Source organism: Umezawaea sp. (assembly GCF_036375055.1).
Lineage (GTDB): Bacteria > Actinomycetota > Actinomycetes > Mycobacteriales > Pseudonocardiaceae > Umezawaea.
Genome location: NZ_DASUSQ010000173.1, coordinates 15,551 through 30,037 on the forward strand (window position 1 = coordinate 15,551; position 14,487 = coordinate 30,037).

Here is a 14,487-nt window from a genome sequence, read left to right on the forward strand (position 1 = left end):
GTGGACGGTCACGCCCGCGTCAGCGCGGCGGTGAGGGGGTCGACGTACCCGAGCGCGGTCGCCTCGACGTCGTGGATCTGGACGACCACGCGGCCGTCGGCCGTGGTGGCGACGAACCGGTTGCCGGGAGCCTGGCGGCCCACGGTCGACTCGGCTGGGGTGGCGTACAGCTCCAGGTCGCCGTGCCGCGTGACGAGGGCGTGGTCGTCGCCGCGCTGGTAGAGGTCGATGCGGCGGATCGACACGGGAACGGCCACCGGCAGCCCTTCGTCCACCGGCGCCAGCACCTCGGTGCGGACCATCGCGTCGAGCAGCACGGCGGGCACGCCGTACCCGGACGGGCGGACCTCGGCGGGCGCGAACCTCGCGCGCTTGCCCTGCGGGTGCCAGCGGGTGTCGGTGGTCGCCACGAACGGCCCGGTCAGCAGCACCGGCGAGGACTCCAGGTGGTACGGGTCGGGCAGGGCGACCTCGTCGTCCTCCGGCCACGCCTCCCAGTGCGGCGCGCGCGGGAACTCCCGCGCGAAGCGCACGACGACGCTGCTCAGCAGGCGGTCCTCGACCAGCAGGACACCGCCGGGCGACACGACGTCGACGGTGATGCGCACCTGCACGGACGTCACCTCGTCGCCCTGCTCCAGCAGCCGCGCGCTGATCCGCTTCGGTCCGGCGGGGTGCGCCTGCACGAAGTGCTCGAACCGCAGGTCGGTGAAGCCGATGACCTCCTGGCCGGGCACGATCCGCGCGGCGGTCTCGGCGGCGAGCGCGACGACCCAGCTCGCGGGCACCGTGGGCGTGCCGCGGACCAGGTGGTGCTCGACGTCCGGGACGGCCCTCGGGTCGAACTCGCGCACGAACTCCGTGCGGGGGCCCGCGTCCGCGGACTCCAGGTAGCCGGGGTAGAGCCGCCTGCCCAGTTCCAGCTCCGCGTCGCCCATGTGCAGCACGAACGGGTGCCGGTTGGTCGCGTGCAGCTCGCGGACGAAGTGCCGGACGCCCTCGCTGATGGCCATGTGCGTGTACAGGCCGCCGCGCTTGAAGTAGGAGCGGGCCAGCGCGTCCGCGCCGATGCCGACGCCGTCCCACAGCGTCCAGCCGACGGTGAACTCGTCGGTGCCGGACAGGGTGGCCGCGTGGTCGGCCGCGGAGGCGAGGAAGTCGTTGCCGGAGCCGTAGTCCAGCTCGCCGGAGAGGCCGAAGTGGCCGAGCAGCGAGCCGAAGTTGCACCACAGCCTCGGCGGCCGGTCCCGCAGCGCGCTCTTGAGGTTGCGGTAGCCGTCGACCTTGAGGTCGCGGATGGCGCGGAACTCGGCGAAGTCCTTGTCCGGGATCAGCGCCGACCGGTTGCGGCCCGCCGCGTTGATCACCAGGTCGACCCGGTCGTGCGCGGCCAGCACGGTCGCGACCGCGGCCTCCACCGACGCCCGGTCCGTCACGTCGCAGGTGAGGTAGGTGACCCGGTCCGCGCCGCAGTGCTCGACCAGCTCGGCGAGGTTGCGGTGGGCGGCGCGGGCGTCGACCATCCGGTCGAACTCGCGGTTGAGCCCGGCCACGAGCGCACCGCGGCGGCGGGACAGCTCGGCGCGGATGAAGTGGCTGCGCCCGGCGGCGAACTCCTCGTCGGTGCCCTCGAACACCTCGGGGCCGTAGTGGTCGAGCGGGTTGCTGCCCACCAGGTAGAGCCGGGGCCGGAACGTGCGCGCCAGCTCCTTGACGACCTCGGCGGTGATGCCGCGGGCGCCGCCGGTGGCCAGCACGACCGAGTCCTCCGACAGCAGCGCGTCGGCCGGGTGGTCCAGGTCGACGGGCTCCGGCACGAGCACCAGCGTCTTGCGGACCGTGCCGCCCCCGTGGTCCGCGTCGAGCACCACGACCGGGTACAGCCGTTCGGCGGCGCTCTCCCGCTCGGTGCGGCGCACGGCGGTCGCCAGGTCGGAGCCCGCGGTGAACAGCCCGAACGTGTGGCACCTCGGCAGCTCGTGGAAGGTGCACTTGACCAGCGCGGCGAACAGGCCGTGGGCCGGGTGGTCGCGGCCGTCGGGGCGGGCGCCGAGCAGCAGCGAGATGAACGAGCTGTCGCCCGCCGCCAGCACGTCGTAGCGCTCCTGCACCACGAGGAACGCGGCCTCGTGCAGCGCGGTGAGCCGGTCGTCGCCCGCGAGCACGGCGGCCGAGGCCGGGACGGCGCCGAGGTCGGCGACCAGCCGCAGGTGCCTCGCGGACGAGCCGGAGAGCAGGCTGCGGACGGCGAGCGGGGTGCGTTCGGCCAGCTCGTGCCAGCCCGCGCGGGCCTCGCGCAGCGGCCGGGTGGAGATCACGACGGTGTCGGCGGGCACGTCGACCGTCGCGAGCAGGTCGGGGTCGTCGGTCAGCACGACGGTGCCCGGCGGGAAGAACGGGACCTCGGGGCGGACGTCGTGGGCTGGCGCGGGCCGCAGCTCCGGCACGTACCTGCTGACCTCCGGTGCCGGGGCCTCCGGGTCGGTGAACCGGTGCGGCAGCCGGCAGGCGGCCCTCTCCGCCACCACCAGGTCCACGCGCACGCCGTCGCACACCACGCCGACCGGTCCGGCGGGGCCGGTCAGCGCGCGGGCCAGCGCCACCGCGCCCGCCGCGCCGGTGTAGCGGGCGTGCTCGGCGGCGTCGACGGTCCGGCGGGGGTCGGCGGACGCGTCCAGCGTCGCCAGCACCGGCAGGCCGTGCTCGGCCGCGGTCTCCGCGGTGGTCAGCGCGAACAGGAACACGCCCTCGGCGAGGGGGTCGTCCGGGTGGACCAGGTCGCCGAGCAGCGTCCGGTACTCGGGCAGCACGTTGCCGTTGAACCCGCCCACCAGCGCGAAGTCCAGCTCCCCCGCCGCGAGGTAGCGGTGGGCCACGTCGAACGCCGTCAGCGCCGAGGCCAGGCCGGAGTCCAGGGTGATGTTCGGTCCGTTGAGGTCGAAGTAGTTCGCCACCCTGGCCGAGATCACGTTCGGCATCATGCCGGGGAACGAGTCCTCGTTGGACGGTGGGACGAGCCTGCGGACCCGCGCGGACAGGGTCTCCAGGAACTCCGGTGGCAGGTCCAGCTCCGGGTCGGCGGCCAGCGCGGCGGCGATGTCGTCGAGGTAGCAGCGGGTGGCGTAGAGCATCGCCGAACGGGTCGGGCCGAGGTTGCCGACGACCACGCCCGCGCGTTCCGCACCCGCGTCCCACAGGTCGCCGAGCTGCTCGCGCAGGTCCCGCGCGCAGTGCAGGGCCATGAGCTGGCAGCGGTCGACCGTGCGGACGGTGGAGGCGGGCAGCCGGACCTCGGCGAACGGCGGCGACGGGTAGAACTCGCCGAAGCTGTCGTCCGGCGCGCGCCCGCCGTGCAGCCAGCGCACGACCTCGTCCCGCGTGGACAGGCCGGGCAGGTGGCCGGACCAGCCGACCACGACGACGGACCGGTCGGTGTCGGGCCTCGGGCGCGCGGGCGTGCCGGGGACGTGGTCGCGGAGCAGCACGTGGGCGTTGGTGCCGCCGAACCCGAAGCCGGACACGGCGGCCGTCCTGGGGCGGGTCGCGGTGCGCGGCCACGGCAGCGGGCTGGTGGGCACGGCCAGGCCGGTCCCGGCCATCCGGAACTCCTCCGGCGCGGCGGTGAACCGGTGCTGCGGCGGGATGGTCTCGTGGCGCAGCCCCAGCACGGCCTCGACCACCGACACGACGCCCGCGGCCCAGCCGGTGTGGCCGATGAGCGACTTGTTCGACGTCACGGCCGTCGGCCCGGCGGTGCCGAAGTGCTCGCGCAGCGTGCTGAACTCGGCCAGGTCGCCCGCAGGGGTGCCGGTGGCGTGCGCGAGCACCCACCCGACGTCCTCACCGCCCTTCTCGCGGCCCGCGAGCGCGCGGCGCACCGCCAGGTCCTGGCCGTCGGCGTTGGGCGCGTAGACGGCCTTGCCCCTGCCGTCGGACGACGAGCCGATCGCCTCGATGACGGCGAGCACGCGGTCGCCGTCGGCCTTGGCGCGGCTGAGCTTCTTCAGCACCACGACGGCGGCGCCGTCGGCGAAGACCACGCCGTCGGCACCGGCGTCCAGCGAGCGCACGTCGCCGCGCTCGGACAGGCCCTGGAGCTTCGCGAACAGCACCGTGCCGCGCGGGGCGAGGGCGAACGCCCCGCCGCACACGGCGACGTCCTGCCTGCCCATCAGCAGGCCCTTGACGCCGATGTCGATGGCGTACAGCGACGACGAGCAGGCCGTGTCGACCATGGTGGTCTCGGTGTCGGCCGGCAGCAGACCGGTCATGGCGAGCGCGGCGACCCGGTGCGGCAGGAACCGCGACGGCTCCTCGGCGCCGCGCCGGTACCGGGTGCGCAGCGCCCCCTCGACGCCGTCCAGCAGGGAGTCGCGTTCGACGTCGGTGAGCGGCAGTTCGGCGAGCACGTCGGCGGACAGCCCGGTGGCCGCCGCCAGCACGCCCGCCTCCTCCAGGTGCTGGCTGCCGTCGGCGGTGTAGCCGACGAGGAACGAGAAGCGGTCGTCGTGCCGGGTGGCGACGCCGTCGAGCGCCTGCACCAGCGAGTGCCGCAGCCAGCGGGTGGTCAGCTCGTGGTCGGTGTGCCCGGACGGCACGCCCGCGCCCGCCGCGGGGGTGAAGTCGGTGATGAAGACGCCGTTGTCCTGGTAGCCCTTGTCCTCGCGGGTGTGGTCGGGCGAGTGGAAGTTCGCCCGTTCCCACCGGTCGGCCGGTGCGGGCGCGAAGAGCTCCGCGCCGTCGAGCCGCAGCCGCCAGAACTCGTCCGGCCCGTTCGCGCCCGCCACGACCAGCCCCATGCCGACCACGGCGATCGTGTGGTCGTCGTCCTCGTCCTCGGCGTTGGCGTTGGCGGCGGCGGGTTCGGGTTCGGGTGCTGGTTCGGGCAGCGGTTCGGTGAGGCCCTGGACCGGCGGGAGCGGTCGCTCGTCGGGCGGGCTCGCGACGGACGCGGCCCGCCGGGGGGCGAGCGTCGCGGCACCGAGGCTGAGGCCGCCGTCGGCGAGGATGACCTGGCCGGTGATCCACGAGGAGTCGTCGGAGGCGAGGAACGCGACCACGCGCGCGAACTCCTCCGGCGTGCCGAGCCTGCCCGACGGCGTGGACTCGGCGATGACCCGCTGCATCTCCTCGGCGTCGGGGAACTTGTCGGCGACCTCGCTCACGAGCATCGCGGCCGACGCGGCGTTGACCCGGATGCCCAGCGGGGCGAACTCGACCGCGAGGTAGCGCATGGCGGCCTCGGCCGCCGCCTTCGCCGGGGCGCACGCCAGGTAGTTCGCCATCACCAGTTGGGAACCGCCGAGCGCGGACACCGTGACGATCGACCCGCCGCGGCCCTCCATGAGCGGCGCCGCCAGCCGGGCGCACCGCAGGCCGCCCTTGAGGTTCGTGTCCAGCGCGCGGTCCAGCAGCTCGTCGGTCACCTCGTCGACCGGGACGAGCGCGCCGTCCGCGGCGTTGTTGACGAGGATGTCGAGGTGCCCGAAGCGCTCGCGGATCTCGTCGAACAGCCTAGTGGCTTGATCCTTTCGGGCTATCGAAGCGCGGAACAGGTCGACGCGCGCGCCGGTGGCTTCCAGTTCCGCCTTGGTCCGCTTGGCTTCGTCGTGCGAGTGAAAATAGTTGATCAGAACGTGGGCGCCGCGGGATGCGAGTTCCGCCGAGATCGCCTTGCCCACTCCCCGCGCACCGCCCGTCACCAAGGCGAGTTTCCCGGTGAGCTCACGCATAGTGCTCATCCCGTTACTTGGTGGCGGCAACGGGGTAATCGAGGTGGCCTTCCACGATGGCGGCGTGCACGAAGTCGACGACCTTGCCCATCGTGTCGTAGTCGGCGAGTCGAACTCCCCGTGCCTGCTCGGAAATGCCGTAGCGGGTCGCGACGCGGGTCATCAACTCGATTTGCTTCACGGAGTCGACACCGAGTTCCGCCTCCAGGAGGACGTCGTCGGTGAACACCTCTTCGGGGTATTCCAACGCTGTGGCGTAAACCGCCCGGACCTCCAGCAACAGGTCCTCGCGGTCGACCTGCGCGCTGGGCACGGCGGCCAGTTTGACCACCTGGGGCTCCGGCGGCTCGACCGGCAGCGGCACGAGCCGGATCGGCGCGGGCGGCGCGACGGGGGCGCGCCCGGACGTGAACGCCTCCAGCCGGTCGGCCACGAGGTCGACGATCTCGCCGCGGCTCTCGGCCCAGAACGCGGCGAACACGGCGGGGTCGACACCGGGGGCCAGGGTCTCGGCGAGGCGGCGGACCGACTCCCCCTTCAGCAGGCCGCTCGCGCGCAGCGCGGCGACCGTCCCGGTGAGGGCGAGGACGTCGTCCCGCCCACGGGCGAGGGTCGACAGCGAGGTCGTGTCGTTGGGCACGACCGCCGTGACGAGCTTGGTCAGCGCGGTCAGCGCACCGGCCTCCACGAACACCCGGCCGCCGTCGGCGTGCACGCGGCGCAGGCCGTCGGCGAACGCGACCGGCTGGACGAGGTGACCGGCCAGCAGGTCGGCCAGCACGTCCTCGTCGCCGTAGTAGCGGCGCAGGATCGGGGAGTAAACCCGCACGTCCATGCGGTGCCGGGGCAGTCCGCGGATGCGGTCGGCGAACTCGGCGACCGCCGGGCGCAGCACCGGCGAGTGGAACGGGAACGGCGAGTTGAGCCGCACGGAGCCGATGCCGAGGTGGCGGGCGACGACCTGGAGCGTGTCCATCCCGGCCGACGCGCCGCTGACGACGACCTGGCGGTCGTCGTTCTCCGCGGCGACCGCGACGAAGGGGTCGCCGACCAGGTCCACGAGCAGTTGCGCGCGCGTGCGCGGCGTGCTCAGCGCGACGAGGTACCCGTCCGGCGAGACGGCTTCCACGGCCAGCACCCGGTGGGCGACGATCCGCGCCCCGTCCTCCACGGAGTAGGCGCCCGCGGCGACGAGCGCGGCGATCTCGCCGAGGCTGTGGCCCATGAGGACGTCCGGCCGCAGGCCCTGGGCTGCGAGCACGAGGTGCGCCGCGACGTCGCTCGCGTAGATCGCGAATTGAGACACCCAGGGGTCGTCGCGGAGCAGGTCCGCGATGTCGACCGACCGGGCGCCGAACACGACGGGCGAAAGCGGGCGGCCGAACATCTCCTCGGCGACCCGGTCGACCGCGGTGAAGACCTGCGCGACCTCGGGATGTTCCCGGTGAGCCGCGCGGAGCAGCTCACCATCGAAAGCGCCCTGCCCAGGGAAGAGCAGGACCACTTTTCCTTCAGCCATCGACCTCGCCCTTCGGATCGTGCACCACCCGGACCGCCGGGCTCATTGCCTAATGTGCGGTGAAAGCCGAACCAGGGCCGGCGACGAAATCCTAGCAGCGCCACTTGGATTCTCAAGCCCCCTGGTCTCCCCCTAAGGCAAATGCTATATATCAATGAGACCCCTACGCGTCCAGCGGCCCCCCGGACGTGGTGGTATTGCCCCCTTAGTCTTATAACAAGGTTACGAAAAAGAAGATTTATACTCTACGAAAACCGGGCCGTTCCGGGCGGCCGATTGCGACCCGGATCACCCCCGCGGAACAGCGCCGCTGGACTCTTCGGAGCAAGCGCCCGGCGCGACGACCGGCGCACCGGCCCCCACCGGCGGGTTTGCGGCGGGCCGAATGGGAACGTCACGATCCGCGCACGACTCGTCGCGGTGCCGGGCGGCGCGCGGGCCGCCGAACCGGTTCAGGTCGTGGTTCCCCCCGAGTCGCCGGTCCGGTCGGACGGTTCAGCCCCGCCTCGGCGACGTTCGCCGGGGGCTCGCGGATGGATACGACGACTGCCCGTTCCGCGCCCCCGACCGCCCACCCCCTGAAACGCCGTCACCCATCACCGGGGGACGACAGGGGTCGGGGCAGGGGTGGCGGTCCAGGTCACGAATCCGCGCAAAACAATTGACACTCGCGCGAAATGCGCGGGATAGTGATGGTCAACAGCTTCCTGGAGGACCGGATGACGGACATGCAGGGATGGGGTGCGGGTCGCCCCACCGACCATTCACACCTCGGCCGCCGTCCGCTGACGGCCGAGTGCCCACACCTCGGCCGACGCGTCCACAAGGCCCTGACCAGCGAAGGTTCCGCCTGCTGACGGCTTGACCGCCACCACGCGGAGCCGCCGTTCGCCGAGTGCGATCGAGCGGCTCTTTTTGACTGAACACTCGCGGAATCACATTCCGTGAATTCGACGACCTCTTTTTCCGGAGGGTTGGCCGAGCGGCTCAAGGCACCGCCTTGCTAAGGCGGGATCGGTAACAACCGAACGCGGGTTCGAATCCCGCACCCTCCACCGAGCCCCGGTGCCGCGTGTGATGGCACGCGGCACCGGGTCCGGTAGCAGGAGAGGGGTCACCGCCACCACCCACGCTGGTAATCGCGGTTCAGCGCCCCGTAGGCGCGGTCCGACCCCGGACCCCACACCCACGACAGGTGATCACGTGCACACGACCCCGGACATCCGCCCACGCCCCACGACCGGCACCCCCTGCCGCCCGACCGCGGTGGGCGGGTCCGCGCGGGCAGGCCGCCGACCGCCGAGCAGGCACCCCACGCCGCCCGACCGACCACCGCGCCCACCGACACGACCCGACCGCACTCGCCCGAAGGCCGCGCTCGGCGGGCTCGCGCCCGCCGAGCGCGGCCCGGGGCCGCGTCGACCAACGCGGCGCGGGCACGAGCAGGCCGAGGCGCGGTAGGGCCGAGACCGCGGCACGGGCACGAACCGGAACCCGCCAGGTGCACCGTGCGGCCGGGAGCCGCGTTCACCGACGCGGTGCAAGCGCGTGTTCCAGCGCTCGGCGGGTGCTCAGCGCGACCGGGACCGCGTCGAGCGGTGCGGTGCGGTGCGGGGCGATGCGGGGCGGGGCGGGGCGCGGGCCGGAGCCCGCCGAAGGGTGAGGGGCTCGGGCCAGGTGCGGCGGGCGGCGGCGCGAACCAGGTGCAGCAGCCGGGGGCAGGCCGTGCACAGCCCGCCGGGGGCGCAGGCCGGGTGCAGCGGGCGGGGCACGTTCAGCGCTTCCGTCCGCACCCAGCGCGGGCCGGGTCGGGCACGCGCCGCCTGCGGCCGCGCACCCCGACCGGTCGGTCTGCCGAGCGGGTCTTCGGTGTGGGGCGGGGCGGGCCCGGCGTGTCGTGCGGTGGGCGTAAGCCGCAGGTCACGTGATGGTCTAGACCAAGATCGCCGGTAGGCTTGACGCATGGACAACGGCGTGCGGGTGAGGGTGGTCGAGCCCGTCTCCGTCGACCTCGGGCAGCACCTGCTGGTGTACAAGTTCGCGATCGACGAGCTGATGACGAAGCTGCGCATTCTGAGCGAGGAGTTCGACTTCGTCCACCAGCACGACCCCATCGAGCACATCACGAACCGGATCAAGCGACCCGAAGCGATCATCGAGAAGCTCCGCCGCAAGGGTCTGCCGCCCGAGCCCGAGCTGATCGCCGAGCACCTGCACGACGTCGCGGGCGTGCGCGTGGTGTGCCCGTTCGTGTCGGACGTCTACCGCGTCGAGGCGATGCTGCGCCGCCAGCACGACGTGGAGGTCCTGCGGTCGAAGGACTACATCGCGAACCCCAAGCCGAACGGGTACCGCAGTCTTCACCTGATCGTGCGCATCCCGGTGTTCCTGTCCAACCGGGTGGAGCACGTGAAGGTCGAGGTCCAGGTGCGGACCATCGCGATGGACTTCTGGGCGACGCTGGAGCACAAGCTGTTCTACAAGTTCGACGAGCAGGCGCCGTCGGACTTCGTCGACGAGCTGACCAGCACGGCGCTCATCGCCGCCCAGCTCGACGCCCGGATGGAGTCGCTGCACCAGCGCGTGCACGGCGACGGCTGAACCCCGGTCCTGCGCGACCACCTCCACGTCCGCGGGGCGGGCGGCGCGACCCGCTGGCCCGACGAGCGGTGGTCCGGGGCGCGGGTCCGGCCGGGTGACGGCGGACCCGCGGAGGCTCGGGGGTCGCCTCCGCGGGTCCGCCGTCAGCGACGCGACCGGGGGTCGGTCACCGGCCCGGCCAGGAGAGGTACTCCCGCAGGCCGTACACGAGCGGTCCGTGCTCGTGGCGTTCGGAGACCGCGAAGACCTCGCCGAACACGACGACGTGGTCGCCGACGTGCTCGGTGCGGCTCACCCGGCAGTCCGCGGTGGAGTGGGCGTCCTGGTGCAGGTGCGGGCCGCCCGCCGCGGGCGGCATCTCCCACGGGATGAGGTCGAAGCGGTCCGGGGCTCCCGAGGCGAACAGCTCGGCCACGGTCTGCGCGCGGCCGTGCAGGAAGTTCACCGTGAAGGTCGACCGGTCGATGATCGCCTGCAACGTCGGGCTGCCGGTGCGCAGGCACACCAGCAGGGTGGGCGGGGACAGGGTCACGCTGCACACCGACGACACGGTCATGCCGCGCGGGGAGCCGTCGTCACCGGTGGTGGTGACCACGGCGACACCGGTCGGGAACCGCGACATCAGCGACCGGAAGTCGGCGACGGGGAGGTCGGACAGCGACTGGGCAGGTGATTGCGTCATTGCGTGCCACCTAGCGGTTCCAGGACCGGCTGCGGCGCCGTGCGGCGGGCGCGCAGGTCGATGAGCGACAGCAGCGGCCCGGTGAGGCCCGTGGTGACCAGGGCCATGATCACGAGTGCCAGGAACAGGCCCGGCGACAGCAGCCCGGCGCTGTAACCGGCCTGGAGCACCACGATCTCGGTGAGACCCCTGGTGTTCATCATGACGCCGATGGTGATCGAGTCGCGGCGGCTCTCGCCGCCGAGCCGGGCGCCCGCGTAGCTCCCGCCGACCTTGCCCGCGATGGCGAGGACGGTGGCCAGCACGGCCGCGAGCCACGGCAGCGACGCGGTGGGGGTGGCGAACAGGCCCATGCCCGCGACGACGAAGAACACCGGCACGAACAGGCGGCCGAGCGAGGCGACCGGCTCGGTGATCTCCTCCCAGCGGTGCGCGTCCTCGCCGTTGGGCATGGCGAGCCCGACGACGAACGCGCCGAACACGGCGGTGAGGCCCCAGTTCTCCATCTCGATCGCCAGTGCGAGGGCGGTGGCCGCCACGGCCACGGAGACCAGCTTGGGGAATCGGGCCGCCAGGGTGCCGGACAACCTGGTGCGCAGCACGACCCGGCCGAGCAGGACGACGGCGACACCGATCGCGAGCACGACGACCGAGCGGACCACCCCGCCCCAGCCGCCGGAGGCGGTGCCGAGCGCGACGACGAGCAGCAGCCACGCGGTGGAGTCGGTGAACACGGCGGCGGCCATCGACAGCTTGCCGTTGCGGCCCGTCATCAGGCCCCGGTCCTCGAGGATGCGGGCGAGCACCGGGACCGCGGTCACGCTGAGCGCGACGGCGATCATGAGCACTAGTGAGACCACGGGGGCGCCGCCGCGCAGCGACTCGTCGTCCGACCAGAGCACCCAGGCCGCGAACACGAACCCGGAGAGCAGTGCGGGGACGAAGGAGCCGACGGTCACCCAGCCGATGGAGCGGGACCCCAGGCTCCCGCTGCCCCGGCGCAGTTCGTGGGCCACGCCCACGAGGAACAGCACGAGAGCGATCTTGCCGATGTGCTTCAGCACGTCGAGCACGTCCGGCGGAAGCAGTTCCGCCAGGGCGCCGTGGCCCGCGACGGCCGCCACGACGGGGACGATCAACATACCGGCCAGGATCTCGCCGATCACCTCCGGCTGGCGCGCGGCGCGCGCCGCCAGCCTTCCCAGCAGGGCCGCGGCCAGCACGACCGCCAGCACCGCGACGACGTGCAGGCCCAGGAGCACCGTGCTCATCGGACGCCCCCCCGACCGGCGTCACCGCGGCGGGGGGTTGTCCTCACCATCGACAGTGCTCTGCTGCCGGAGAAGTTCTCGATCCGTCGTGTGGTCGTCCTCGGGTGGTCGAACATGTCTCACTCCCCAGTAGTGTGCGGAAAATCGGTGTGGGCCTACCTCGGCGCGTGGCCCACGAGGTTGAAGAAGACGTCGTCGAGAGTGGGGCGGCGCATGGCGAAGTCCGCCACCTCGACGCCCGCGTCCTTGAGCGCCACCGCGGCCGCGGCGATCCCGTCCATGCCGTCGCGCAGCTGGAGCGCGACCACGCCCTTGACGGGGTCGGACGTCGGGTGGTCGACGGCGATCGGCGCGAGCACCCGCACCGCGGTCTCGACCGCGTTCGGCAGCGCCACCACCACCTCCAGCCACTCCTGGCCGACCTTGCGCTTGAGCTCGTCGGGAGTGCCGTCGGCGATGACCTTGCCGGAGTTGATGACCACGACCTGGTCGGCGAGGTAGTCGGCCTCCTCCAGGTACTGCGTGGTCAGCAGGACCGTGACGCCGTCGGACACCAGCCCGCGCACGGTCGTCCACAGCGACTGCCTGCTGGCCGGGTCGAGGCCCGTGGTCGGCTCGTCGAGGAACAGCACGGACGGGTCCGCGACCAGGCAGCTCGCCAGGTCGAGCCTGCGCCGCATACCGCCGGAGTAGGTCTCCGCGGACCGGTCGGCCGCCTCGGTCAGGTCGAACCGCTCCAGCAGCTCGGCGGCGCGGCGGCGGGCGCCCGCGCGGCCGAGGTGCAGCAGCGTGCCCAGCAGCACCAGGTTCTCCCGACCGGTCAGCAGCTCGTCCACGGCGGCGTACTGGCCCGCCAGCCCGATCCGCCTGCGCACCTCGACGGGCTGCTTCACCACGTCGTAGCCCGCCACCATGGCCCGCCCGCCGTCGGGCTCCAGCAGCGTCGCGAGGACGCGCACGGCGGTCGTCTTCCCCGCGCCGTTCGGGCCGAGCAGCCCCAGCACCGAGCCCTGGCGCACGGACAGGTCGATGCCGTCCAGCGCCTGGTGCTGGTCGTACCGCTTCGTCAGGCCTTCGACCTGGATCGCGACGTCCACGTGCACTCCTCGTTCACTCAACCGAACCGGGTCAGCCCGCGCGGGTGGCGGACTGGTCGCGGAGGCTCCTGGGACGCATGTCCGTCCAGTTCTCCTCGATGTAGGACAGGGCCGCTTCTCTGGTTCCCGCACCGAGCGCCACGGTCCAACCGGGGGGCACCACGGCGAACGAGGGCCACACGCAGTGCTGGCCTTCGTCGTTGACCAGGACCAGGAACGACCCGTTCTGGTCGTCAAAGGGGTTCGTCACTTCGGCACTCCCGTTGGCTCGAAACTTCCTCGGTGCCCCTCGGCCAATGCTGTCCGGGGGCGCTGACCGGGCACTGACGGATTCCTGATCCACGGCGGCGCGCGGACCAGAGCACTACGGGACCAACTCGACGGGCAAGGAGCTGTAGCCGTAGACGAAGTTGGAGTACAGGCGCGTCGGTTCGGCGGGCAGCCGGATGTCCGACACGGTGTCGCGCAAACAGCCCAGCACCGCGCCGACGTGCGCCCGGCCGAGGAACGCGCCGAGGCAGAAGTGCGGGCCGAACCCGAACGCCAGGTGCTTGTTCGGCGTGCGGGCCAGGTCGAACCGCTCCGCGCCGGGGAACACGGCCTCGTCGAAGTTCGCGGAGCTGTTCCACAGCGTGACGACGTCGCCCTCGCGGATCGTCGCGCCGCCGATCTCCACGTCGGCGACCGCGCGCCTGCCGAAGTGCATGGCGGGAGTGGTCCAGCGCAGCACCTCCTCGGTGGCGCTCTCGATGCTCACGTCGCCGTCCTTGAGCGCCCGCCACTGCTCGGGGTTCTCGGCGAGCGCCCGGATCGCGCCGATGGAGGACATGCGGCTGGACTCGTCGGCGCCGAGGATGAGGCTGTAGCAGTTGAAGACGATCTCGTCGTCGGGCAGCGGCTTGCCCTCGACCAGGCCGGTGGCCAGCGCGGACACGACGTCGTCGCCGGGGTTGCGGCGGCGCTGCTCGGCGAGGCTCCCGAAGTACATCAGGATCTCGTTGCGCGCCAGCCACTCCTCCATCTCGCCGTCCTCGGAGCTGTGCCGCGCGAGGGTCTTGTTGTTCCACTCCACGAGCTGCTGCCGGTCGGCCTGGGGCACGTCCATCAGGTCGCCGATGGTGTTGATGGGGATGTTGTCGGCGACGTCGGAGGCGAAGTCGAACCGGCCCGTGCCGACGACACCGGCGAACAGGTCGCGGGTGCGCTGCCGGACCAGCTCGGCCACGTGGTCGAGCAGCCGGGGCGAGAACGACTTGAGCATCAGGTTCCGCACGGCCCGGTGGTGCGCGCCGTCGGTGACGGCGAGCATCTTGCCCGCCGCGGAGTCGTGGCCCTGGAGCAGCGTGGACAGCACGTTGCCGCGTTCGGAGGTGAAGTTCTTCGTGTCCTTGTACACCGAGACGACGTCGGCGTAGCGGGTGACGGCCCAGAAGCCGGGCACGCCGTTCTTCGGCTCGTTCCAGTGCATCGGGCTGCGTTCGCGGATCTCCCGCCACAGCCAGACCGGGTCGTGGTCGACGTAGGTCTGCGGGTCGGCCAGGTCGAGTGACGTGGCGTCGACGGTCCGCTCGGGTGCGGTCATCTC

General features: G+C 72.5%; 8 protein-coding genes and 1 tRNA gene. 2 read left to right on the forward strand and 7 right to left on the reverse strand.

Annotated features, from left to right (window positions below; all coding sequences use genetic code 11):
* Nucleotides 1–8 precede the first annotated feature (8 nt).
* On the reverse strand, nt 9–5,741 hold the full coding sequence (locus VFZ92_RS40820; protein WP_330883281.1) for an SDR family oxidoreductase: 5,733 nt from the start codon (nt 5,739–5,741) through the stop codon (nt 9–11).
* A gap of 4 nt (nt 5,742–5,745) precedes the next feature.
* Nucleotides 5,746–7,251: an acyltransferase domain-containing protein gene (locus VFZ92_RS40825; RefSeq protein ID WP_330883283.1), complete on the reverse strand. Its 1,506-nt coding sequence runs from the start codon at nt 7,249–7,251 to the stop codon at nt 5,746–5,748.
* A gap of 968 nt (nt 7,252–8,219) precedes the next feature.
* Between VFZ92_RS40825 and VFZ92_RS40830 the strand changes: the two genes are divergently transcribed.
* Nucleotides 8,220–8,306, forward strand: a tRNA-Ser gene (locus VFZ92_RS40830).
* Nucleotides 8,307–9,213: 907 nt separating this feature from the next.
* Nucleotides 9,214–9,852 (forward strand): GTP pyrophosphokinase family protein, encoded by a 639-nt coding sequence (locus tag VFZ92_RS40835; RefSeq protein WP_330883285.1) that lies wholly within the window; start codon nt 9,214–9,216, stop codon nt 9,850–9,852.
* Nucleotides 9,853–10,018: 166 nt separating this feature from the next.
* On the opposite strand, the gene VFZ92_RS40840 is transcribed toward VFZ92_RS40835, so the two are convergent.
* From VFZ92_RS40840 to VFZ92_RS40860, 5 genes are all read right to left on the reverse strand, one after another.
* A complete protein-coding gene (locus tag VFZ92_RS40840; protein ID WP_330883287.1) occupies nt 10,019–10,534 on the reverse strand; it encodes a flavin reductase family protein in 516 nt (171 codons plus the stop codon).
* On the reverse strand, nt 10,531–11,805 hold the full coding sequence (locus VFZ92_RS40845) for a cation:proton antiporter (RefSeq protein ID WP_330883290.1): 1,275 nt from the start codon (nt 11,803–11,805) through the stop codon (nt 10,531–10,533). Before VFZ92_RS40845 ends, VFZ92_RS40840 begins: the two co-directional genes overlap by 4 nt.
* Nucleotides 11,806–11,960: 155 nt before the next feature.
* On the reverse strand, nt 11,961–12,902 hold the full coding sequence (locus tag VFZ92_RS40850) for an ATP-binding cassette domain-containing protein (protein ID WP_330883292.1): 942 nt from the start codon (nt 12,900–12,902) through the stop codon (nt 11,961–11,963).
* Nucleotides 12,903–12,933: 31 nt separating this feature from the next.
* Complete coding sequence (locus tag VFZ92_RS40855; RefSeq protein ID WP_330883295.1) at nt 12,934–13,152, reverse strand: MbtH family protein; 219 nt, start codon at nt 13,150–13,152, stop codon at nt 12,934–12,936.
* Nucleotides 13,153–13,266: 114 nt separating this feature from the next.
* Complete coding sequence (locus tag VFZ92_RS40860) at nt 13,267–14,484, reverse strand: cytochrome P450 (RefSeq protein WP_330883297.1); 1,218 nt, start codon at nt 14,482–14,484, stop codon at nt 13,267–13,269.
* Between the last annotated feature and the right edge of the window lie 3 nt (nt 14,485–14,487).

Bases quoted from the DNA above. Each gene is read 5' to 3' on its own strand.
- VFZ92_RS40825 (WP_330883283.1), bottom strand. From the start codon at position 7,251: ATGGCTGAAGGAAAAGTGGTCCTGCTCTTCCCTGGGCAGGGCGCTTTC.
- VFZ92_RS40820 (WP_330883281.1), bottom strand. From the start codon at position 5,741: ATGAGCACTATGCGTGAGCTCACCGGGAAACTCGCCTTGGTGACGGGC.
- VFZ92_RS40845 (WP_330883290.1), bottom strand. From the start codon at position 11,805: ATGAGCACGGTGCTCCTGGGCCTGCACGTCGTCGCGGTGCTGGCGGTC.
- VFZ92_RS40840 (WP_330883287.1), bottom strand. From the start codon at position 10,534: ATGACGCAATCACCTGCCCAGTCGCTGTCCGACCTCCCCGTCGCCGAC.
- VFZ92_RS40860 (WP_330883297.1), bottom strand. From the start codon at position 14,484: ATGACCGCACCCGAGCGGACCGTCGACGCCACGTCACTCGACCTGGCC.
- VFZ92_RS40835 (WP_330883285.1), top strand. From the start codon at position 9,214: ATGGACAACGGCGTGCGGGTGAGGGTGGTCGAGCCCGTCTCCGTCGAC.